Source organism: Pseudomonas sp. FSL L8-0168 (assembly GCF_037976155.1).
Classification (GTDB): Bacteria; Pseudomonadota; Gammaproteobacteria; order Pseudomonadales; family Pseudomonadaceae; genus Aquipseudomonas; species Aquipseudomonas paracarnis.
Map to the genome: position 1 here is coordinate 2,522,305 of NZ_CP150262.1, position 21,801 is coordinate 2,544,105.

Annotated in this window: 17 protein-coding genes and 1 pseudogene; 11 read left to right on the forward strand and 7 right to left on the reverse strand. The window is 61.5% G+C overall.

The window, feature by feature from the left end:
* Nucleotides 1-9: 9 nt before the first annotated feature.
* Nucleotides 10-1,521, reverse strand: coding sequence for an efflux transporter outer membrane subunit (locus MHH62_RS11015; RefSeq protein WP_014716991.1), 1,512 nt, complete (start codon nt 1,519-1,521; stop codon nt 10-12).
* Between the two features lie 181 nt (nt 1,522-1,702).
* On the opposite strand from MHH62_RS11015, the gene MHH62_RS11020 reads away from it, so the two are divergent.
* The 5 genes from MHH62_RS11020 (at nt 1,703) to MHH62_RS11040 (ending at nt 6,106) form a co-directional block, all read left to right on the forward strand.
* Nucleotides 1,703-2,671, forward strand: a complete 969-nt coding sequence (locus tag MHH62_RS11020) for a LysR family transcriptional regulator (RefSeq protein WP_014716990.1) — start codon at nt 1,703-1,705, stop codon at nt 2,669-2,671.
* Between the two features lie 84 nt (nt 2,672-2,755).
* A complete protein-coding gene (locus tag MHH62_RS11025) occupies nt 2,756-3,730 on the forward strand; it encodes a D-glycerate dehydrogenase (RefSeq protein ID WP_014716989.1) in 975 nt (324 codons plus the stop codon).
* Nucleotides 3,731-3,865: 135 nt separating this feature from the next.
* A complete protein-coding gene (locus MHH62_RS11030; protein ID WP_014716988.1) occupies nt 3,866-4,768 on the forward strand; it encodes a chemotaxis protein in 903 nt (300 codons plus the stop codon).
* Between the two features lie 3 nt (nt 4,769-4,771).
* Nucleotides 4,772-5,254 carry a GNAT family N-acetyltransferase gene (locus tag MHH62_RS11035; protein WP_339232953.1) on the forward strand — a complete coding sequence of 161 codons (483 nt, stop codon included), beginning with the start codon at nt 4,772-4,774 and terminating at the stop codon, nt 5,252-5,254.
* Between the two features lie 108 nt (nt 5,255-5,362).
* The gene (locus MHH62_RS11040) at nt 5,363-6,106 is read left to right on the forward strand and encodes a YkgJ family cysteine cluster protein (RefSeq protein WP_014716986.1); all 744 of its coding nucleotides are present in this window, start codon (nt 5,363-5,365) and stop codon (nt 6,104-6,106) included.
* A gap of 71 nt (nt 6,107-6,177) precedes the next feature.
* Here MHH62_RS11040 and MHH62_RS11045 read toward each other — a convergent pair whose 3' ends face one another.
* Entirely contained in the window at nt 6,178-6,960 is a 783-nt protein-coding gene (locus MHH62_RS11045; RefSeq protein WP_072434195.1) for a transporter substrate-binding domain-containing protein, read from the reverse strand.
* Nucleotides 6,961-7,122: 162 nt separating this feature from the next.
* Nucleotides 7,123-7,356 carry a hypothetical protein gene (locus MHH62_RS11050; protein ID WP_014716984.1) on the reverse strand — a complete coding sequence of 78 codons (234 nt, stop codon included), beginning with the start codon at nt 7,354-7,356 and terminating at the stop codon, nt 7,123-7,125.
* A gap of 213 nt (nt 7,357-7,569) precedes the next feature.
* Here MHH62_RS11050 and MHH62_RS11055 point away from each other — a divergent pair, with 213 nt between their 5' ends.
* The 6 genes and pseudogenes from MHH62_RS11055 (at nt 7,570) to MHH62_RS11080 (ending at nt 17,184) form a co-directional block, all read left to right on the forward strand.
* On the forward strand, nt 7,570-8,736 hold the full coding sequence (locus tag MHH62_RS11055; RefSeq protein ID WP_032872214.1) for an efflux RND transporter periplasmic adaptor subunit: 1,167 nt from the start codon (nt 7,570-7,572) through the stop codon (nt 8,734-8,736).
* The gene (locus MHH62_RS11060; protein ID WP_032903357.1) at nt 8,733-11,828 is read left to right on the forward strand and encodes a multidrug efflux RND transporter permease subunit; all 3,096 of its coding nucleotides are present in this window, start codon (nt 8,733-8,735) and stop codon (nt 11,826-11,828) included. The genes MHH62_RS11055 and MHH62_RS11060 overlap by 4 nt, the downstream gene beginning before the upstream one ends.
* A 7-nt stretch (nt 11,829-11,835) precedes the next feature.
* A pseudogene (locus MHH62_RS11065) lies at nt 11,836-12,527 on the forward strand (heavy metal response regulator transcription factor).
* Nucleotides 12,517-13,881, forward strand: a complete 1,365-nt coding sequence (locus MHH62_RS11070) for a heavy metal sensor histidine kinase (RefSeq protein ID WP_019816941.1) — start codon at nt 12,517-12,519, stop codon at nt 13,879-13,881. Before MHH62_RS11065 ends, MHH62_RS11070 begins: the two are co-directional and overlap by 11 nt.
* A gap of 380 nt (nt 13,882-14,261) precedes the next feature.
* Nucleotides 14,262-15,584 (forward strand): OprD family porin, encoded by a 1,323-nt coding sequence (locus MHH62_RS11075; protein WP_336827003.1) that lies wholly within the window; start codon nt 14,262-14,264, stop codon nt 15,582-15,584.
* A 103-nt stretch (nt 15,585-15,687) separates the two neighbouring features.
* Entirely contained in the window at nt 15,688-17,184 is a 1,497-nt protein-coding gene (locus MHH62_RS11080) for a diguanylate cyclase (protein ID WP_014716978.1), read from the forward strand.
* Between the two features lie 173 nt (nt 17,185-17,357).
* Here the strand turns inward: MHH62_RS11080 and lpxC are convergent, their stop codons facing one another.
* The 4 genes from lpxC to MHH62_RS11100 all read right to left on the reverse strand — a co-directional run bounded on the left by lpxC (nt 17,358) and on the right by MHH62_RS11100 (nt 21,801).
* Complete coding sequence (gene lpxC, locus MHH62_RS11085) at nt 17,358-18,269, reverse strand: UDP-3-O-acyl-N-acetylglucosamine deacetylase (protein WP_003171886.1); 912 nt, start codon at nt 18,267-18,269, stop codon at nt 17,358-17,360.
* 112 nt (nt 18,270-18,381) lie between these two features.
* The gene (gene ftsZ, locus MHH62_RS11090) at nt 18,382-19,578 is read right to left on the reverse strand and encodes a cell division protein FtsZ (protein ID WP_014716977.1); all 1,197 of its coding nucleotides are present in this window, start codon (nt 19,576-19,578) and stop codon (nt 18,382-18,384) included.
* 75 nt (nt 19,579-19,653) lie between these two features.
* A complete protein-coding gene (ftsA, locus tag MHH62_RS11095; RefSeq protein WP_014716976.1) occupies nt 19,654-20,916 on the reverse strand; it encodes a cell division protein FtsA in 1,263 nt (420 codons plus the stop codon).
* Between the two features lie 15 nt (nt 20,917-20,931).
* The gene (locus tag MHH62_RS11100; RefSeq protein WP_032893516.1) at nt 20,932-21,801 is read right to left on the reverse strand and encodes a cell division protein FtsQ/DivIB; all 870 of its coding nucleotides are present in this window, start codon (nt 21,799-21,801) and stop codon (nt 20,932-20,934) included.

Genomic DNA, 21,801 nt, shown 5'->3' on the forward strand with positions numbered 1-21,801 from the left:
AAGGCCTACTCAGTGATCAAACACGGCGAGCGCCGCCGGAGTCTTGCTTGGGAGTGTCTTGGCAGCCGTGGGCACATCGTCGCCAGCACCGAGGCCGCCGCCCAAGGCGGTCACCAGCTCGGCATGGGCGCTGAGGCGTGCCGCCTGCACCTGTTGTGCGATCTGCTGCTGGCGAAACAACAAGGTTTGGGCGTTGAGCACGTTGAGGTAATCAGTGAGGCCACGCTGATAGGCGATCATGGCGATGTCGTAGGTTTTCTGCGCCGAGGCCACCGACTGCGCGGCAAAAACCGATTGCTTGTCCATGGATTCGCGGCGGATCAACTGGTCGCTGATGCCCTTGAGCGCATTGACCAGGGTCTGGTTGTACTGGGCCACCGCGATGTCGTAGCCGGCACTGGCTTCACCCAATTGCGCACGTAGACGGCCGCCGTCGAAGATCGGCAAGGTGATCGCCGGGCCGACGTTGTAGTTGAATTTCTTGCCGGCCAGAAACGCCAGCATACCGCCGCCGGTGGCCATGTAGCCGAGGCTGCCGACCAGGTCGACGTTGGGGTAGAAGCCTGCATGAGCCACATCGATACCCCGTGCCTGGGCCGCTACCTGCCAGCGACTGGCGACCACGTCCGGGCGTTGACCGAGCAATTGCGCCGGCAGGCTGGAGGGCAATTTCAACGGCGCGGCGAGGGCCAGGGTCGGGCGCTGCAACTGCGCGCCCTCCCCCGGGCCTTTGCCGGCCAACGCCGCCAGTTGGTTACGGCTCAGGGCGATTTCCTCGTCCAGGGCATCCAGTTGGCGATGGGTTTCCGGCAGCGGGGTTTCTGCTTGGCTGACGTCAAAGTGAGTACCGATCCCGGCGGCCAGGCGTTTGTTGGCCAGGTCCAGGATCTGCTGTTGCTGGGCCAGGGTGGCGGCCGCGATGTCATGGTTGGCGTACTGCAACGACAGCTGGATATAGGCGCGCACCACGTTGTTTTGCAGTTCGAGCTGGGCCAGGCGCGCTTCGGCGGCGCTCATGTGCGCCAGGTCGACCGCACGTTCGGTCGTGTTGCTTTCCCGGCCCCACAGGTCGAGGGCGTAGCTCAGGCCCAGGGACGAATTGTTGTCCCAGGTGTTGGCGCCGCTCAATTGGCCGGGGCCGTAGAACTGATCCTTCGGCCAGTTGTGACGCTTGAGGGTGGTGTCGCTGTTGACCTGCAGCGACTCGGCCGACTCGGCCACGCCGGCCAGCGCTCGGGCTTGCCGCACACGGGCGGCGGCCACGGCCAGGCTGGGGCTGTTGCGGGTGGCGAGTTCGACCCAACGGTTGAGCTGCGGGTCGCCGTAGGCCTGCCACCATTGGGCGGTGGGCCAGTGGGCGTCGCGGTCGGCGCTCTGGATCGCGGCGTCGGTGGCCAGGGTATTGGCGTTGATCGCCTGGCCTTGCGGGGCGATTCCTCCGGTTCCGATGCAACCGCTGATGACTGACGTTAAAGCCCAAACACTGAGAGTCTTCAGCTCTCTGCTGATGCGACGCGGCACGGCAAGCGAATTCCTGAGAGGGTGTTGCGGGAGAGGTGGCGCAATTCTAGGCGGCGCCAGGGAGGACGATAAGCTGGTATTCCTGTGAATCTTTGTTACCGTTCAGGCGATAATCCGTTGGTAGGGATCACTGAAAGCGTAACTTTCTGTCACAATTTGCTATCTCCCTTGAGAACACTCCATGGACACTTTGCAAAACATGCGCGCCTTCAGTTGTGTGGCCGAAGCCGGCAGCTTCACCGCCGCCGCCGTGCAACTGGACACCACCACGGCCAACGTCTCGCGCGCGGTCTCCAACCTTGAGGCCCACCTGCAAACCCGCTTGCTCAACCGCACCACCCGACGCATCGCGCTGACCGAAGCCGGCAAACGCTATTTGCTGCGCTGCGAGCAGATCCTCGCCTACGTCGAAGAGGCCGAGGCCGAGGCCAGCGACGCTCACGCGCGCCCGGCCGGGCAGTTGAAAGTGCACACCATGACCGGCATCGGCCAGCATTTCGTCATTGACGCCATTGCCCGCTACCGCCGCACCCATCCCGACGTGACCTTCGACCTGACCCTGGCCAACCGCGTGCCGGATTTGCTCGATGAGGGCTATGACGTGTCCATCGTGCTGGCCAGCGAGCTGCCGGACTCAGGTTTCGTGTCCCAGCGCCTGGGCATCACCTACAGCATCGCCTGCGCCTCGCCGGACTACGTCAAGGCCAAGGGCTGCGCACAGCGGCCCCAGGACTTGCTCAACCATGCGTGCCTGCGCCTGGTCAGCCCAGTGGTCCAGTTGGACAAATGGACCTTCAACGGCCCTGAAGGCCAGGAAAGCGTGGCGATCAACAGCTCGCCGTTCCTGGTGAACTCGGCCGACGCGATGAAAACCGCGATCACCAGCGGCATGGGCGTCGGCCTGCTGCCGGTGTATGCCGCCATCGAAGGGCTGCGCAATGGCACGCTGGTGCGGGTGATGCCGACCTACCGTTCCCAGGAGCTGAACCTGTACGCCATCTACCCCTCGCGCCAATACCTGGATGCAAAGATCAAAACCTGGGTGGAATACCTGCGCGGTTCGTTGCCGGAAATTCTGGCGGCGCACCAGGCGGAGTTGGTGGCGTATGAGTTGAGCGGTGGTGTGGGTAGCGTGCGGATGGCGAACTGATTTTGGCATGCTGCTTCCCCGCCCCCTATAAATTCATTGTGGGAGCAGGCAAGCCAGCTCCCACATGTTGAGTGGAGTTCTGCAATGAAAAAGACTGTCCTGGCCTTCAGCCGTATCACCCCGCCCATGATCGAACGCCTGCAACAGGATTTCGAGGTGATCGTGCCCAACCCCAAGCTGGGTGACATCAACGCACAGTTCAACGAAGCCCTGCCCCATGCCCATGGCTTGATCGGCGTGGGCCGCAAGCTGGGCCGCGAGCAGCTTGAAAGCGCAAGCAAGCTGGAGGTGGTGTCCAGCGTGTCGGTGGGCTACGACAACTACGACGTGCCGTACCTCACCGAGCGCGGGATCCTGCTCACCAACACCCCCGATGTGCTCACCGAGAGCACTGCCGACCTGGCCTTTGCGTTGCTGATGAGCAGCGCCCGCCGCGTGGCCGAATTGGACGCCTGGACCAAGGCCGGCCAATGGAAAGCCAGCGTGGGCGCGCCTTTGTTTGGTTGCGATGTGCACGGCAAGACCCTGGGCATTGTCGGCATGGGCAATATCGGCGCGGCCGTGGCCCGGCGTGGGCGCCTGGGCTTCAACATGCCGATCATTTACAGCGGCAATAGCCGCAAGACCGCGCTGGAGCAGGAACTGGGCGCGCAGTTTCGCAGCCTGGAGCAGTTGCTGGCCGAGGCGGATTTCGTCTGCCTGGTGGTGCCGTTGAGCGACAAGACCCATCACCTGATCAGCACTCGGGAGCTGGGGTTGATGAAGCCCAGCGCGATTCTGATCAATATTTCCCGTGGGCCGGTGGTGGATGAGCCAGCGCTGGTCGAAGCCCTGCAAACCCAACGCATTCGTGGCGCCGGGCTGGATGTGTATGAAAAGGAACCGCTGGCTGAATCGCCGTTGTTCCAGCTGAGCAATGCGGTGACCCTGCCGCATATTGGTTCGGCCACCGGTGAAACCCGCGAAGCCATGGCCAACCGCGCCGTGGACAACCTGCGCAGCGCCCTGCTGGGCCAACGCCCGCAGGATCTGGTGAACCCACAGGCCTGGAAGGGCTGATACTGGACTTAATGGGGGAGCTGGCTTGCCAGCGCCCACATAAACAGTGCCCGACACAAAAATCCGGTTAAAGCCCAGGCCAGCCAAGTCGATAACTCTCTATAGATCGTCATCCCTGATCCACAGAAGGTTTTTATGTCCACCACCAAAGCCCGCGCAGACTCACTCTCGCTTCTGCTCTTTACCTTGCGCAGCGGCAAGCTGATGGCCATCAACCTGTTGAAAGTCAGTGAGATCATCCCCTGCCCGCCGTTGACCAAGCTGCCGGAGTCCCACCCGCACGTCAAAGGCATCGCCACCTTGCGCGGCGCTTCGTTGTCGGTGATCGACTTGAGCCGCGCCCTGGGTGAAATGCCTTTGCAAGACCCGGACGGCGGCTGCCTGATCGTCACCGATGTCAGCCGTTCCAAGCAGGGCCTGCATGTTCAGGCGGTGAGCAAGATCGTGCATTGCCTGACCACCGATATCCGCCCGCCGCCCTACGGCTCCGGCGGCAATCGGGCGTTTATCACCGGTGTGACCCAGGTGGAAGGTGGCCTGGTGCAGGTGCTGGATATCGAGAAAGTCATCCACGGCATCGCCCCGGCACCGATTGAAGCGGCGCCGACCGACCTGACCATGGAAGAAGCCGAAGTGCTGGGCAACGCCCGCATCCTGGTGGTGGACGACAGCCAGGTGGCTTTGCAGCAATCGGTACACACCCTGCGCAACCTCGGCCTGACCTGCCACACCGCCCGCAGCGCCAAGGAAGCCATCGACGTGTTGCTGGAACTGCAAGGCACGGTTGAACAGATCAACGTGGTGGTGTCGGACATCGAGATGTCTGAGATGGACGGCTACGCCCTCACCCGCACCCTGCGCGAAACCCCGGATTTCAAGGACCTCTATGTGCTGTTGCACACCTCCCTGGACAGTGCGATGAACAGCGAAAAAGCGCGCCTGGCCGGCGCCGACTCGGTGCTCACCAAGTTCTCATCCCCAGAGCTGACCAAATGCCTGGTGGTCGCCGCGCAAACCGTGGCGCAAAAGGGGCTGTAAGCCTTGGCCGAGTATTACCAGTTGCTGCGTCGCGACCTCACCGGCAGCCTGCCCGCCCCGCAGTGGCCAGCGAATACCCGGCTGGATCATTATCGCGATGAGCTAGCTCCGGCGATCCATGCCGTGCTGCGCATGACCCAGGACCAGGGCGGCGGCCGTGTCGGCCACCTGGAGGAGTGGCGCCAGCAGTTCGTCACCGATGCCGACTACGACCCGACGCTGTGCCTGGTGGCCAGTAACCACGACGGTGTTCTCGCAGTGGCCCAATGCTGGACCAGCGCCTTTATCAAGAACCTGGCCGTACACCCCTGTGCCCAAGGCCAAGGGCTGGGCCGCGCCTTGCTGCTGCACAGCTTCCAGGTGTTCAAGCAGCGCAGCGAACCCTATGTCGACCTCAAGGTGCTGGAGAGCAACCTGCGCGCCCGGCAACTGTACGAAAGTGCGGGCATGCGATTTGTGCTGCGCGACATCGTATCCAAGGGCTGATCCTCACTGGCGCATAACTTGCTTCCAGAGCCCCTGAGCGGTAGATAGAGGTAAAAACCCGTCACCCCTCAAGCGTGCCCACTGACCTTGCCTGGTGACAGATCCGCCATGAACACACACTTTTCCTGCGTCGGTTGCGGTAAATGCTGCAGCGACCATCACGTGCCCCTGACCCTCGAAGAAGCCCGCAGCTGGGCGGCGGACGGTGGCAACGTCATCGTTCTGGTCGAGGGCTTTCTTGGCAATGGCCTGGGCCTGCCCCTGCAACAACGAGAACACGCCGAGCGCCGCTCAGTGGTCGTGCCCAGCGGCAATACCGAGGCGTTTGTGGCAATTACCTTTGCCGCCTACAACGCCGGACGCTGCCGGAATCTTGACGAAGACAACCGCTGCCGCATCTACGAACGGCGCCCGCTGGTGTGCCGCATCTACCCGATGGAGATCAACCCGCATATCCCGCTGAACCCGAGCGCCAAAGACTGCCCGCCCGAATCCTGGGAGCAAGGCCCCGCGCTGATCGTCGGTGGCGAGTTGATGGACGCACAACTGGCCGAACTGATTCGCCGCTCACGCCAGGCCGACCGTGATGACGTGCAGACCAAAGAAGCGGTGTGCGCGTTGCTCGGCATCCGCACGACCGCGCTCAAGGGCGACGGGTTTACCGCGTACTTGCCGGATATGCAGGCGTTTGCCCAGGCTATTGAACAGGCGGTTGAACAGCCGGCGGTGACCCATGAATGGGTGTTTCATGTATCCGGGATGGACGTCGCCGAACAGGTGCTGGATGCCGGAGCGCAAATTGCCACTGAGGTGCCAGCCAATTATGCGTTTATCTCGTTGAGGGCGGCTTAAGCCGCTGCGGCCTCATGACGGTATGGGTATCTAATTCAACTTCGGGTGCAAAGCTGCACACCCATTAGCGCTCATGGACGGGCGGGCAATACACCGAGGCGATAGGGCTGGAGGATGCGTTGGTATTCGCCATTCTGCATCAGTTGCTCAAGCGCATGATTAAGCTCATTACGCAACGCGGTATCGGTTTTTCGCACCGCGATCGCCACGCTATTACCCAGCAGGCCAGACGACACAGGCGGGCCCATGAAGTCGAAGTCCAGGCCATCGGCCGTGTCGAGCAGGGCTTCACGGATCTCCACGACGCCTTGCAGGGTCGCATCGATATCGCCCGAAACCAGGCTCTGCACCAGTTGGTCGTTCAGCCAGAAACTCCTGATGATCACTCCCGCCGGCGCCCACTGCGACAGGGCGTAGGCTTCACGATTACTGCGCACCAATACCCCGACCCGCTTGCCCTTGAGCAAGCGCCGATCAGGGCGCAGGCCTGAGGTTTTACGCGCCACCAGCCGCGTGGTGATCGGGTAGAGGTCATCGGTGAAACTCACCCGTTTGCGCCGACGGCAGGTGGGCGCCATGCCCATGATCGCGTCGAACTGCCTGGCTTCAAGGGCCGGGAAGTTTTCCATCACGACCTGGTCAACCCAGGTACAGCGCACGTTGAGCTGCTCGCAGAGGGCATTGCCCAGTTCGATATTCAGCCCCACCAATTGCCCTTGGGAATTGCGGCTTTGAAAAGGTGGGAAATGCGCGGCAACGGCGAAACGGATTTCACGCCGCGGTTGCACGTCGGCGGCAACGACACTTGTCGAGAGCAAGAGGGCGAGCACCGCACAGAGGTGTATCAGGGCCACGGGAATGTCCTTTTCCGGAAAGCTGACTCACCACGCCCCGATGAGCGTCATCGGGACGAAGCAAACGCTGTGCAAGCTTTCAAGAATCGGTCGCGGACCTACAAGCAGAAATTTCTACGGGCAATGTAGGTAACAGCCTATAACGCACCTACGGTTTTAATCTCAGCGTTTACCCATGGACCGGCGAGTGCCCGGAGGCGCCATGCCCGGCGTCTTGGTATGGCCGTTCTTGGCGCCGCCTTTGTACCAGGGCTGGCTGGCATTCTTGGCGCCAGCCAGCTCGCCCGGTTTGAAGGGGAACTTAAACGCCGGGATCTCGGTTTTTTCAACGCCGTCGGCGGTGGCCGAATCGACGAGGTCAGCCGCGTCGACAGGGGGTTGGGTTGGGGAAGTCATAGGGGCTCCGGCGCAGCTATAGGTGTAAAAGCGCGAGTATACGGGGGCAAAGCAGCAAGCGGTAAGCTTCAAGCCACAAGTAAAAAGCGCTAGCTGTCGCGGCTGTCAGTTTCGCGTCACCGTGCTGACCGTATTACCGGGCTATAAAGCAGCTACCCAACCTTCAACTGGCAGCTTGCGGCTTAAAGCGTGCAACTGCGTCCGGCGCCTCCCATGCAGATAAAACGAAACACGGCCCTGATGGTGGGCGTCCTCTTGATACTAGCGGTGGCCGCCTGGGCCGTAACACGGCCTGCCAAGCCCCGGCTGGCTGCGCCCACAGCGATCCCGGTACGGGTGGTGAGCGTCGCGCAACAGGACGTTCCCAGGTTCATCAGCGGCATCGGCTCAGTGCTGTCGTTGCACAGTGTGGTGATTCGCCCGCAGATCGACGGCATCCTCACCCAGTTGCTGGTCAAGGAGGGCCAATCGGTGAAGGCCGGCGACTTGCTGGCGACCATCGATGACCGTTCGATCCGCGCCAGCCTCGACCAGGCCAGGGCGCAATTGGGCGAAAGCCAGGCGCAGTTGCAAGTGGCGTTGGTCAATCTCAAGCGCTACAAAGCGCTGAGCATCGACGACGGCGTGTCCAAACAGACCTATGACCAGCAACAGGCGCTGGTCAACCAGCTCAAGGCCACCGCGCAGGGCAACCAGGCGGCCATTGATGCGGCTCAAGTACAACTTTCCTATACCCAGATTCGCTCCCCGGTCAGCGGCCGCGTGGGCATCCGTAACGTGGACGAAGGCAACTTCCTGCGCATGAGCGACACCCAGGGGCTGTTTACCGTCACCCAGCTCGACCCGATTGCCGTTGAGTTCTCCCTGCCACAACAGATGCTGCCGACCTTGCAGGGCCTGATTGCCGCCCCCACCCGGGCCACCGTCGACGCCTACCTGGGCGCCGACACCGACAACCAGACCGGCGACCTGCTCGGCGAAGGCCACCTGAGCCTGATCGACAACCAGATCAGTTCCACCACCGGCACCCTGCGGGCCAAGGCCGAGTTCAGCAACCCGGCGCATAAGCTATGGCCGGGGCAACTGGTGACCATCAAGGTCCAGACGGCCCTCGACAAGAACGCCCTGGTGGTACCGCCGACCGTGGTGCAGCGCGGGCTGGACTCACATTTCGTGTACCGCGTAAGCGCTGACAAAGTCGAGGTGGTGCCGGTGCAAGTCGCCTACCAGAACAGCGACATCAATATCATCAAAGGCGTGCAGGCCGGCGATGTGCTGGTCAGCGATGGGCAATCGCGGCTCAAGGCCGGTGCGCAGGTGGAGGTGCTCAAGGAGCCGCCGCAAGTGATCCACACCGCCAACGCCCAGGTGCAACCATGAGTGCAAGCCGGTCGCCCTCGGCCTGGTGCGTTGACCACCCGGTCGCCACCCTGTTGCTGACCTTCGCCCTGGTGTTGCTGGGGATTATTGCCTTCCCGAACCTGGCCGTCGCGCCACTGCCGGAAGCGGAATTCCCGACCATCCAGGTCACAGCGCAACTGCCCGGCGCCAGCCCGGACACCATGGCCTCATCGGTGGCCACGCCTCTTGAGGTGCAGTTCAGTGCCATCCCCGGCATGACCCAGATGACCTCCAGCAGCGCCTTGGGCTCCAGCCTCTTGACCCTGCAGTTCACCCTGGAAAAAAGCATCGACACCGCCGCCCAGGAAGTCCAGGCCGCGATCAACACCGCGTCCGGCAAGTTGCCCAGCGACATGCCGAGCTTGCCCACCTGGAGGAAGGTCAACCCGGCGGACAGCCCGGTGTTGATCCTCAGCGTCAGTTCCAGCAGCATGCCCAGCACCGAGCTGAGCGACTACGTGGAAACCCTGCTGGCGCGCCAGATCAGCCAGATCGACGGCGTCGGCCAGATCAACATCACCGGCCAGCAACGCCCGGCGATCCGCGTGCAGGCGTCGCCCGACAAGCTCGCGGCCATCGGCCTGACGCTCGCCGACATACGCCTGGCCATCCAGCAGTCGAGCCTGAACCTGGCCAAGGGCGCGATCTATGGCGAAAACAGCGTGTCCACCCTGTCGACCAACGACCAGCTGTTTCACCCGGAGGAATACGGCCAACTGATCGTTTCCTACAAGAACGGTGCGCCGGTTCAACTGCGCGATATCGCCAAGGTCATCAATGGTTCGGAAAACGCCTACGTGCAAGCCTGGTCCGGCGATACGCCAGGGGTGAACCTGGTGATTTCACGCCAGCCTGGCGCCAACATCGTCGACACCGTCGACCGCATCCAGGCCGAGTTGCCGCGCCTGCAAGGCATGTTGCCAGCCTCGGTGCAGGTCAGCGTGTTGACCGATCGCACCAAGACTATCCGCGCCTCACTGCATGAAGTGGAAATGACCCTGCTGATCGCCATCCTGCTGGTGGTGGCGGTGATGGCATTGTTCCTGCGTCAACTGTCGGCGACGCTGATTGTGTCTGCGGTATTGGGTGTGTCGCTGGTAGCCAGTTTCGCCCTGATGTATGTGATGGGGTTCAGCCTGAACAACCTGACCCTGGTGGCCATCGTGATCGCCGTGGGCTTTGTGGTGGACGATGCGATTGTGGTGGTGGAGAACATTCATCGGCACTTGGAAGCCGGCTTGGGCAAACGTGAAGCGGCGATCAAGGGCTCGGGTGAAATTGGCTTTACCGTAGTGTCCATCAGCTTCTCGCTGGTGGCGGCGTTTATTCCGCTGCTGTTCATGGGCGGCGTGGTCGGTCGGTTGTTCAAGGAGTTTGCGTTGACGGCCACCGCGACCATTCTGATTTCAGTGGTGGTTTCGCTGACATTGGCCCCGACGCTGGCCGCCTTGTTCATGCGTGCCCCTACCCACCCTGCCCACGCCAAACCCAGCTTCAGCGAACGCCTGCTGGCCGGCTATGCGCGCAACCTGCGCCGGGCCTTGGCGCACCAACGCAGCATGGCCGCGATCTTCGTGGTAACCCTGGCCCTGGCGGTGGTCGGCTATGTGTTCATTCCCAAGGGATTCTTCCCGGTGCAGGACACCGGTTTCGTGCTCGGCACCAGCGAAGCGGCGGCCGATGTGTCGTACAAGGACATGGTCGCCAAGCACAAGGCCCTGGCCGAGATCGTCAAGGCCGACCCGGCGGTGCAGGCGTTTTCCCATTCGGTGGGCGTTACCGGCAGCAACCAGACCATCGCCAACGGCCGCTTCTGGATCGCCTTGAAAGACCGCAGTGAGCGCGATGTGTCCGCCAGCCAGTTTATCGACCGCATCCGCCCACAACTGGCGAAGGTGCCTGGCATCGTGCTGTACCTGCGCGCCGGCCAGGACATCAACTTGAGCTCCGGCCCCAGCCGCGCCCAGTACCAATACGTGCTCAAGAGCAACGACGGCCCGACGCTGAACACCTGGACCCAGCGTCTCACCGAAAAACTGCGCGCCAACCCGGCGTTTCGCGACCTGTCCAACGACCTGCAACTGGGCGGCAGCATCACCCATATCAGCATCGACCGCCAGGCCGCCGCACGTTTCGGGCTGACCGCCACCGATGTCGACCAGGCGTTGTACGACGCCTTCGGCCAGCGCCAGATCAACGAGTTCCAGACCGAGATCAACCAGTACCAAGTGATACTTGAACTGGACAGCCAACAGCGCGGCAAGGCCGAAAGCCTCGACTATTTTTACCTGCGCTCGCCATTGACCAACGAGATGGTGCCGTTGTCGGCCTTGGCCAAAGTCGACCCGCCCACGGTCGGGCCGTTGTCCATCAGCCATGACGGCATGTTCCCTGCTGCCAACCTGTCGTTCAACCTGGCGCCCGGCGTAGCCCTGGGCGATGCAGTGATCATGCTCGACCAGGCCAAAAACGAAATCGGGATGCCGAGCACAATCATCGGCAACTTCCAGGGTGCGGCCCAGGCGTTCCAGAGCTCGCTGGCCAGCCAACCCTGGCTGATCCTCGCGGCGCTGGTGGCGGTCTACATTATTCTGGGTGTGCTGTACGAGAGTTTTGTGCACCCGCTGACGATCATTTCCACCCTGCCCTCGGCGGGCCTCGGTGCGCTGGTCATGCTGTGGCTGCTGGGCCAGGACTTTTCGATCATGGCCTTGATCGGCTTGGTGCTGCTGATCGGCATCGTGAAGAAAAACGGTATCTTGATGATCGACTTCGCCCTGGAGGCGCAGCGGGTACGCGGGCTGCCACCCGAAGATGCGATTTATGAAGCCTGCGTCACGCGGTTCCGGCCGATCATCATGACCACCCTTGCCGCGTTGCTCGGTGCGGTGCCGTTGATGCTCGGCGCAGGCCCTGGGGCGGAATTGCGCCAGCCGCTGGGCATCGCGGTGGTCGGTGGCTTGTTGGTGAGCCAGGCGCTGACGCTGTTCACCACGCCGGTCATATACTTGTACCTTGAACGTTTTTTCCACAGGCCCAAACCAGCGCTGACGCTGGCGACCACACACTGAGACGGTCATGCGCGTCCTGATTATTGAAGATGAAGAAAAAACCGCGGACTACCTGCACCGCGGCCTGACCGAGCAAGGCTACACCGTCGATGTGGCCCAGGAAGGTATCGAGGGCCTGCACCTGCGCTGGAAAACGATTACGCCGTGATCGTGCTCGACGTGATGCTGCCCGGCCTGGATGGCTTCGGTGTGTTGCGTGCCTTACGCGCCCGCAAGCAGACGCCGGTGATCATGCTCACCGCTCGCGAGCGCGTTGAAGACCGCATCCGCGGCCTGCGCGAAGGCGCCGACGATTACCTGGGCAAGCCGTTTTCGTTCCTGGAACTGGTGGCCCGCCTGCAAGCCCTGACCCGCCGCAGCGGCGGCCATGAACCGGTGCAGGTCACCGTTGCCGACCTGTGGATCGACCTGATCAGCCGCAAGGCCAGCCGCAACGGTGTACGCCTGGACCTGACCGCCAAGGAGTTCTCGCTGCTCAGCGTATTGGCGCGACGCCAGGGCGAGATCCTGTCCAAGACCGCGATTGCCGAGATGGTCTGGGACATCAATTTCGACAGCGATGCCAACGTGGTGGAAGTGGCGATCAAGCGTCTGCGCGCCAAGCTCGACGGGCCGTTCGAACACAAGCTGCTGCACACCATTCGTGGCATGGGCTATGTGCTGGAAAACCGCATGCAGGAAAACCACAGTGGTCGCTAATTCCATCGCCCTGCGCCTGAGTGGCATGTTCACCCTGGTGGCGCTGCTGATCTTTCTGTTAATCGGCGGCGCGCTGTACCAGCAGGTCGACCGTGGCCTGGGGCTGTTGCCAGGTGCCGAGTTGGATGCGCGCTACAGCGTGCTGGAATCGTCGATCAATCGCTTCGGCACGCCGGAACATTGGGCCAAGATCAGGTCCAAGCTCAAGCTGTTGGGGGAAGAAGACAAGCGCATCCGTTTCTGGGTGGTCAGCAGCGACCCGAGCTACGAATACGGTGAGCCGGACGCGCAGATTCGCGCCTTTGCCGAAGGCGCCACAGGTAAGCGCGACCTGCGCCTGCCGGGTCACGATTATCCCTTCAAGGTGCTGGTCAGCCAATTTGCAGCCAAGGACCAGCGCCCGGCGTTGCGCTTTATGATTGCCATCGACACGGAGAACTTCCGCGCCACCCAGCATCACTTGCTGGTGGCGTTGATCAGCCTCGCGCTGGTGGGTGTAATACTGGCGGCACTGCTGGGGTTCTGGGTCGCGCGTATCGGCCTCAAGCCCTTGGGCAAACTCTCGGATGAAGCGCAAAAGCTTGCGCCGCCGAAACTCTCCGGGCGCCTGCAATTGTCACCCTTGCCGCCCGAGCTGAGCCAATTCGTCAATTCATTCAACGCCACCCTCGACCGGGTTGAGCAGGCGTATTCGCGCTTGGAATCGTTCAACGCCGACGTTGCCCATGAACTGCGCTCGCCGCTCACCAACCTGATCGGCCAGACCCAAGTCGCGCTGACACGCGGGCGTTCGGCCGAACACTATTTTGAGGTGCTGCAATCGAACCTGGAGGAGCTGGAACGGCTGCGCTCGATCATCAACGACATGCTGTTCCTTGCCAGCGCCGATCAGGGCAGCAAAGCCACCAAGCTGATCGAATGCTCCCTGGCCGATGAAGTGGCCACCACCCTCGACTATCTGGATTTTATCCTCGAAGACGCCCAGGTTCAGGTGCGCGTGGACGGCGATGCCCTGGTGCAGATCGAAAAAGCCCACCTGCGGCGTGCGCTGATCAACCTGCTGAGCAATGCCGTGCAACACACCGCACCCGGACAGATTATCGACGTGCATATCCAGGTGCAGGAGAAGCAGGTGGCAATCGGCGTGACCAACCCCGGCGACGCGATTGCCAGCGAACACTTGCCACGCCTGTTCGAACGCTTCTATCGGGTGGATGCCTCGCGCAGCAACAGCGGGGCCAATCACGGATTGGGGCTGGCGATCGTCAAGGCGATTGCGTTGATGCATGGCGGGGATGTGTTTGTGCGCAGTGAAGGCGGTGGCAATACGTTTGGTATCACCCTGCCGATCTAAACAACTCGGTCAAAATGTGGGAGCTGGCTTGCCTGCGATAGCATCACCACGGTAGGCCTGGCATACCGAGGTGTCTGCATCGCAGGCAAGCCAGCTCCCACAGAAGATCCCATGGCCCTCACTGTTGCGATTTGGGCAATAGTTATTATCTTGTTACACTCTGTATCGCACCGCTCCCCTGCGTTACTTTGACGCATCGATGAGCGCGACGGCAAAGACAGCTGACCACTCACCCGAATTTCCCTCGACTTATTTCCAGGGCTCTACACTGGGAATCTGTCTTAAAGCCGCTGACTTCAGCGGCTTTTTTTTGCCGTGAAAAAAGGCCGGGCACACCCCACGACACTGGCCGTTCATGATTGACCAAAGGAGCTCCACCGGTGAAGAACTCGCTGACGTTCACCCCGTTATTCCTCGCAATCGCAGCAACGATCATCCCGCTTGCCCACGCGGCAGACGCCCCGCCCGTCGAAGGCTTCGTCGAGGGTTCACACCTCACGATCAACACCCGCAACTACTACATGAACCGCGACCGGCGCGATATTCATACCGATGACAGCAAGGAGTGGGGTCAGGGTTTTATCGGCACCTTCGAATCCGGCTACACCCAGGGCCCCATCGGCTTGGGCCTGGACGTCAATGCCATGCTCGGCCTCAAGCTCGACGGCGGTGGCGGTACGGATGGTTCCAGCATCCTTCCGTATGGCAGCGGCAACGGCAAAGCGCCGGGTTCGTTCTCGACGGCTGGCGGCACCTTGAAGCTGCGCGCCTTCGACACCGAACTGAAAGCCGGCGACCTGTTCCTCAACAACCCGGTGATCGCCGGCGGCATGACACGCATGTTGCCGCAGACTTTCCGTGGCGTGAGCCTGACCAACCACAGCTTTGACGGCTGGATGTTCGAAGGTGGCCAGGCCAGTTTCACCAAACTCTATAACCAGAGCGGCCATCGGCGTATTGGTACCAGCTACGGCACGCTGCCCGCCAACACCGACAGCCAGCACCTGGACTGGGCTGGCGTGTCGTTCAGCGGGATCGAGGGGCTGACCAGCAACCTGTACGCGTCCGAGCTCAAGGACGTCTGGCACCAGTATTACTACGACCTGGAATACACCTACGCCCTGAACGACCTGGTCAGCCTGACGCCCGGCCTGCACTACTACCATACCCAGGACACCGGTCAATCGCTGCTGGGGGATATCGACAACAACACCTACAGCCTGCATTTCACCGTGGGCGTGGGTAACCACAGCGTCACAGCGACTTATCAGCGGGTCAATGGCAACACGCCGTTCGATTACATCACCCAGGGCGACAGCGTGTACCTGGACAACTCCCAGCAGTACTCGGATTTCAACGGGCCCAATGAGCGCTCCTGGAAGCTCAAGTACGCCTACGACTTTGCCGGCCTCGGCGTGCCCGGCCTGACGTCCGCCGTGTCCTACATCAGCGGCAAGACCGACCTGACCAAGGTCGACCCCAACAGTCGCGGCTACAGCAACTGGTACAGCGCCGATGGCAAGGATGCCAAGCACTGGGAGCGCGATATCGACCTGAAATATGTGGTGCAGGGCGGCAAGGCCAAGGACTTGGCCGTGCGCCTGCAATGGGCGACCAATCGCGGCAGCAATGGCTACTCGGCGGTGGACCGGGATGTGGATGAATACCGTGTGATCGTGGACTACCCGATCAACGTGTTCTGAGTACAGGTAGGAGCGAGCTTGCTCGCTCCTACAGGTTGGCTTTGCGCCATATTTAAAGAGTTGCTACTACGCTAAGGGCATTCTCAATGCAGAAGTGTGCCCGATGAGTTCAAGCCCTACCCGCCCCAACCGCCGCCCGGAGCGCCTGCTGATCCTGGGCAGCACGCTCACGGTGTTGCTGATCGTGGGGGTCGTCACTGCGCTGCTGATTCGTGAACATGCCAACACCCTGCAGACGGCCAAGCGCACCGCCAACACCATCACCCAATTGATCGACGCTGACGTGCTGCGCAATGTCGAACTTTACGACATGGCCCTCAAAGGCTTGATCAGCGCCACCGAGCGCACCGACCTGCAAGACGTTTCAGAGAGCATCCGTCATTTGGTGCTGTTCGATCGTTCCGCAGCGGCGCCCTACAAGGGCGATATCCTGCTGTTGGACCCGGCTGGCGAGGTGATTGCCGATTCCTCCCTGCTCACGCCCAAACTGGGTAACTTTGCCGACCGGGACTACTTTCGGGCGCACCGCACCAACCCCGACCTGGGCCTGTATATCAGCCGTCCGTTCATGGCGCGCTGCCAGTGTGCCGACCCCTGGCGCATCGCGTTCAGCCGTCGCGTTTCGTCACCGGATGGGCGCTTCCTGGGAGTGGCGGTCGCGTCCATGCGCCTGTCGTACTTTCATCAGTTGTTCAGCAGCTTGAACATCGGCAGCAACAGCACCATCAACCTGCTCAACCACCAAGGCATCCTGCTGGCGCAAGAGCCTCTGCTGGAAGCAGATATCGTCGACAAGGACCTGAGCCAGCGCCCGAATGTGGCGCGCATGCTGCGCGAACGGGACGGCAGCTTCCAAAGTATCTCCAGTGTCGATCGCCAGGCACGGCTCTACAGTTTTTCGAATGTGGGCAACTTGCCGCTGATCGTGGCAGTGGCCTTGTCCAGCAATGAAATGTTCGCCCCCTGGCGACGCGCGGCGTGGCTGGTCAGCATCGCGACCGGAGTGTTGTGCGTGGGCCTGTTGTGGCTGACCTGGGCACTGTGCATGGAGCTGCGCCGTCGCCATCGCGCCGAACAGGTGCTGTCAGAACTGGCAGCCACCGACGCCCTTACCGGCCTGGCCAACCGCCGCACGCTGGACGAACGCTTGCGGCTGGAATGGGACCGGGCACAACGCTCCATCGAGTCGTTGAGTGTGCTGATGATCGATGTGGACCACTTCAAGGCCTTCAACGACCGCCACGGCCACCAGGGCGGCGATGAGGCGTTGCGCGCAGTCGCGCAGGTAATCGCCAGCCATATCCGCCGCCCTGCCGATCTGGCGGCGCGTTATGGCGGTGAAGAGTTCGCGGTGGTGTTACCCAATACCGACGCCAAGGGGGCGTGGGTGATCGCCGAGCATATCCGCAAGGGTGTCCAGCACTTGCCGCGCAAGGCCGGGGATGAGCAACCAATCACGGTGAGCATCGGCATGAGTACTTGGCAAAAGCACAGCCGTATTTCCCTTGAAGACCTGCTGCTCAAGGCTGACCAGGCGTTGTATCAGGCCAAGCACAGCGGCCGTAACCGGATAGTGGATGTTTCAAAGACCTCAAACTGATGAGGTCAGGTGTGGGAGCTGGCTTGCCTGCGATGGCGGTGGGGCAGCTATCTATAAGCTAACTGGCCGACCGCTATCGCAGGCAAGCCAGCTCCCACATTTGGATATTCGTCAGGCATAAAAAAAGGCCACCCGAAGGCAGCCTTTCAAAACTAAAGAAAGAGAGTTGTTACTTACACCGCCGCAACGGGACGCATGTAAGAGATCGGTGCGGTGCTGGCATCTTCGAAGGTCACGACTTCCCAAGCGTCTGTCTGCTCAATCAACTTGCGCAGCAGCTGGTTGTTAAGGGCGTGGCCCGACTTGAAGCCTTTGAACTCGCCTATCAGGCTATTGCCCAGCAGGTAGAGGTCACCGATTGCATCGAGGATCTTGTGCTTCACGAATTCGTCTTCGTAGCGAAGGCCGTCTTCGTTCAGTACACCATCCGCGTCGACCACAATGGCGTTTTCCACGCTGCCGCCGAGTGCGAGGTTGTGCTTGCGCAGGTACTCGATGTCACTCATGAAACCAAAGGTACGGGCGCGGCTGACTTCTTTTACAAACGAAGTGCTGGAAAAATCCACGCTTGCACTTTGGGTGCGGTCACGGAATACCGGGTGATCGAAATCGATCTCAAAGCTCACTTTAAAGCCTTCGAACGGGACGAAGGTGGCGCGCTTGTCGCCGTCTTCTACTGTCACTTCCCGCAGAATGCGAATGAACTTCTTGGCTGCGTCCTGTTCTTCCAGGCCGGCAGATTGAATCAAGAATACGAAGGGTCCAGCGCTGCCATCCATGATCGGGACTTCGGACGCGGAGAGCTCGACGTAGGCGTTATCGATGCCCAGGCCAGCCATGGCCGAGAGCAAGTGCTCCACCGTGTCCACTTTGACGTCACCGTTGACCAGAGTGGTCGACATCGTGGTTTCGCCAACGTTTTCCGCGCGAGCAGGAATCTGCACCACAGGGTCCAGGTCGGCACGAACAAACACGATGCCGGTGTCGACAGGTGCGGGCTTGAGGGTCAGGTATACCTTCTCCCCGGAGTGCAGACCTACACCTGTGGCACGGATAATATTCTTCAGGGTGCGTTGTTTAATCATGGCTTGGACCGCTTCAGCGCAAATTGCGAACTGGTATCAACAAAGGCTGGCGATAATAACAGACCAGACCTTTGCTGAACACCAATCACCTTCATAGCCCTGATACATTCCATTAATCGGCCTGACGACGCAGGAATGCCGGGATGTCCAGGTAGTCCAGGTCATCTTGCGGATTCGGGCTACGGGACGCCGCAGCACCGGCCTGAGCCTGGTTGCGCATCACGGTCGGACGGTCCAGGTCACGGTAGTTCACCGACGGCAGTTCCTGGCGAGCAGGGGCTGGGGCAGCAGTTGCCTGGCTGGCCTGGCTAGTGTGCAGGGTGTTGTCGATGACCTTTACAGGCTTCTCGATTTTCGCACCCAGGCCGGTCGCAACCACGGTTACATGCAGTTCGTCGCGCATGTCCGGATCGATAACGGTACCCACCTTGACCATGGCGTGCTCGGACGCGAAGGCTTCGATGATGCTACCCACGTCGGAGTACTCACCCAGGGACAGGTCGGGACCGGCGGTGATGTTCACCAGGATGCCGCGTGCGCCTTGCAGGTTCACGTCTTCGAGCAACGGGTTGCGGATGGCCGCTTCGGTGGCCTCGCGTGCACGGTTCGGACCGCTGGCGCAGCCAGTGCCCATCATCGCCATGCCCATTTCGCTCATGACCGTACGAACGTCGGCAAAGTCGACGTTGATCATGCCCGGACGCTTGATGATGTCGGAGATACCGCGAACGGCACCGGCCAGTACATCGTCAGCCTTGGCGAACGCAGACAGCAGGCTTGCGTCCTTGCCCAGGATGGTCAGCAGTTTCTCGTTGGGGATGGTGATCAACGAGTCGACGCTTTCAGACAGCAGACGGATACCTTCGTCGGCGATCTGCATGCGCTTGCGGCCTTCGAACGGGAACGGACGCGTCACGACAGCAACGGTCAGAATCCCCATTTCCTTGGCCACTTCGGCAATGATCGGTGCAGCACCGGTACCGGTACCGCCGCCCATGCCGGTGGTGATGAACACCATGTTGGTGCCTTGCAGCACTTCGGCAATACGCTCGCGGTCTTCCAGGGCGGCTTGACGGCCGACTTCCGGATTGGCGCCAGCGCCGAGGCCTTTGGTCACCGCGGTGCCCAATTGCAGGATGGTCCGCGCGCCGATGCTTTTGAGCGCCTGGGCATCAGTGTTGGCGCAGATGAACTCAACGCCTTCAATGTTGCTCTTGACCATGTGGTTGACAGCGTTGCCGCCGCCACCGCCGACACCGATTACTTTGATAACCGGGCTAGCGGGGATGTTGTCTACGAGTTCGAACATGTTCCCTCTCCTTTCATTTTCTCTAGTTTTTTCGCCTACTGCTTGTTGCGGGTGTTGCGGTGTCGCGGTAAATCTTTAGAAATTGCCTTGTACCCAGCTTTTGATCCGGTCCAGCAGCGGCGCTTTCTCATCGTCATCGCTGCGGTAGCTGTCACGGATGCTCGGGCCCGACAGGGAAATGCCGTCGGTCTGCTTTTGCAGCCCGTACAACAGCAAGCCCACACCGGTGGAATAAATCGGGTTGCGCACCACGTCGCCCAGGCCCTTCACGCCATGGGGCACGCCCAGGCGCACCGGCATGTGGAAGATCTCTTCGGCCAACTCGACCGCGCCTTCCATCTTCGAGGTACCACCGGTCAGCACGATGCCGGCCGGGATCAAATCTTCGTAGCCGCTGCGGCGCAGTTCAGCCTGAATCAGGGTGAACAGCTCGTCGTAGCGTGGCTCGACCACTTCGGCCAGGGCCTGGCGCGACAGCTCGCGGGGTGGACGATCACCCACGCTTGGCACCTTGATGGTCTCACCGGCACCGGCCAGCTTGGCCAGGGCGCAGGCGTAGCGGATCTTGATTTCTTCGGCGTACTGGGTCGGTGTGCGCAACGCCATGGCGATGTCGTTGGTGACCTGGTCGCCGGCAATCGGGATCACGGCGGTGTGACGAATCGCACCCTCGGTGAAGATCGCGATGTCGGTGGTGCCGCCGCCGATGTCCACCAGGCACACGCCCAGCTCTTTTTCGTCGTCGGTCAGGACCGAGTAGGCCGAGGCCAACTGCTCGAGAATGATGTCGTCGATTTCCAGGCCGCAGCGGCGCACGCATTTTTCAATGTTCTGTGCGGCGTTGACGGCGCAGGTCACCACGTGGACCTTGGCCTCCAGGCGAACGCCCGACATGCCCAGGGGCTCGCGCACGCCTTCCTGGTTGTCGATCACGTAGTCCTGCGGCAGGGTGTGCAGCACGCGCTGGTCCGCCGGGATCGCCACGGCCTGGGCGGCGTCGAGGACGCGCTCAAGGTCGGCCGAGCTGACTTCACGGTCGCGGATCGCCACGATGCCGTGGGAGTTCAGGCTACGGATGTGGTTGCCCGCCACGCCGACGAACGCCGAGTGAATCCGGCAACCGGCCATCAGCTGCGCTTCTTCGATAGCGCGCTGGATCGACTGCACGGTGGACTCGATGTTCACCACCACGCCCTTCTTCAGGCCCCGGGACGGATGCGTGCCAATACCGACGATTTCGATCGCGCCGTCTTCCCCGACCTCGCCCACCAGCGCCACCACCTTGGAGGTGCCGATATCGAGACCGACGATCATTTTGCCGCTTTGCACGTTTGCCATGGGTCCTGCCTCTTCTTAATTCTTCGCGACAGCGGGTTGTGCTGCCGTGGGCGCAGCCGGTGTACGCCAGCCGACGGCCAGGCCGTTGGCGTAACGCAGGTCGACGCTCGCAATGTTCGTAATCTGTTCTTTCAAGGTTTTTTCATAGATGGCAATAAAGCGGCGCATCTTTTCCACCAAGCGGTCGCGTCCCAGCAACAACTCGATGCCCGGGCCGGAACTGCCTGCCCCGGTCGTCAAAAACCAGCTGCCCCGCTCACGCAATTCCAGGCGTGCAATGGAGAAGCCCAGTGGCCGCAGCATCTGGCTCAAGGCCTGGTACTGCTGCATCACTTGCTGCTGCGCCCGCTGCGGCCCGAACAGCTGCGGCAGGTGTTCATAGTTGGCCAGCTCACGCGGAGTGAACGCCTGGCCCTGGTTGTTCAACAGCGCTTCATCGCCCCAACGGGCCACGGGCAGTTGTTCTTCCAGGCGGATCGTGACCTGGTCCGGCCATACACGGCGAACTTCGGCGTGGGCGATCCACGGCATCTGTTCCAGCTCCGAGCGCATGCCAGCCAGGTCGATGGTAAAGAAGCTCGCCGCCAGGTATGGGCCGATGCGCTGCTGTACCGCTTGCTGGCTGATGTAGCTCAAGTCGCCCTGCACGCTGATCTTGGTGATCGGCCGGTCGGCATACGGCAACAGACGCTGCGCGCCTTCGTACGTGCCAAAGCCCAGCACCACCAGCAGCACCGGCCAGAACAGCGCCTTGATAAAACCAAAGTTGGCTTTTGGCAGGCGCGAAGACATCGGCTCTTTAGCCACCATTCGGCTTGCACCCCGTGGCACCGGCTTGCGGCTCGGTGCTTGTGGGGGCTGATGACGAAGCGATGCGCCGTTCAT

What these genes read in the sequence shown, in the direction of transcription:
- MHH62_RS11060 (WP_032903357.1), top strand. Translation starts at nt 8,733, where the DNA reads ATGAGTGCAAGCCGGTCGCCCTCGGCCTGGTGCGTTGACCACCCGGTC.
- MHH62_RS11020 (WP_014716990.1), top strand. Translation starts at nt 1,703, where the DNA reads ATGGACACTTTGCAAAACATGCGCGCCTTCAGTTGTGTGGCCGAAGCC.
- ftsA (WP_014716976.1), bottom strand. Translation starts at nt 20,916, where the DNA reads ATGGCAAACGTGCAAAGCGGCAAAATGATCGTCGGTCTCGATATCGGC.
- MHH62_RS11030 (WP_014716988.1), top strand. Translation starts at nt 3,866, where the DNA reads ATGTCCACCACCAAAGCCCGCGCAGACTCACTCTCGCTTCTGCTCTTT.
- ftsZ (WP_014716977.1), bottom strand. Translation starts at nt 19,578, where the DNA reads ATGTTCGAACTCGTAGACAACATCCCCGCTAGCCCGGTTATCAAAGTA.
- MHH62_RS11025 (WP_014716989.1), top strand. Translation starts at nt 2,756, where the DNA reads ATGAAAAAGACTGTCCTGGCCTTCAGCCGTATCACCCCGCCCATGATC.
- MHH62_RS11040 (WP_014716986.1), top strand. Translation starts at nt 5,363, where the DNA reads ATGAACACACACTTTTCCTGCGTCGGTTGCGGTAAATGCTGCAGCGAC.
- MHH62_RS11050 (WP_014716984.1), bottom strand. Translation starts at nt 7,356, where the DNA reads ATGACTTCCCCAACCCAACCCCCTGTCGACGCGGCTGACCTCGTCGAT.
- MHH62_RS11055 (WP_032872214.1), top strand. Translation starts at nt 7,570, where the DNA reads ATGCAGATAAAACGAAACACGGCCCTGATGGTGGGCGTCCTCTTGATA.
- MHH62_RS11080 (WP_014716978.1), top strand. Translation starts at nt 15,688, where the DNA reads ATGAGTTCAAGCCCTACCCGCCCCAACCGCCGCCCGGAGCGCCTGCTG.
- lpxC (WP_003171886.1), bottom strand. Translation starts at nt 18,269, where the DNA reads ATGATTAAACAACGCACCCTGAAGAATATTATCCGTGCCACAGGTGTA.
- MHH62_RS11100 (WP_032893516.1), bottom strand. Translation starts at nt 21,801, where the DNA reads ATGAACGGCGCATCGCTTCGTCATCAGCCCCCACAAGCACCGAGCCGC.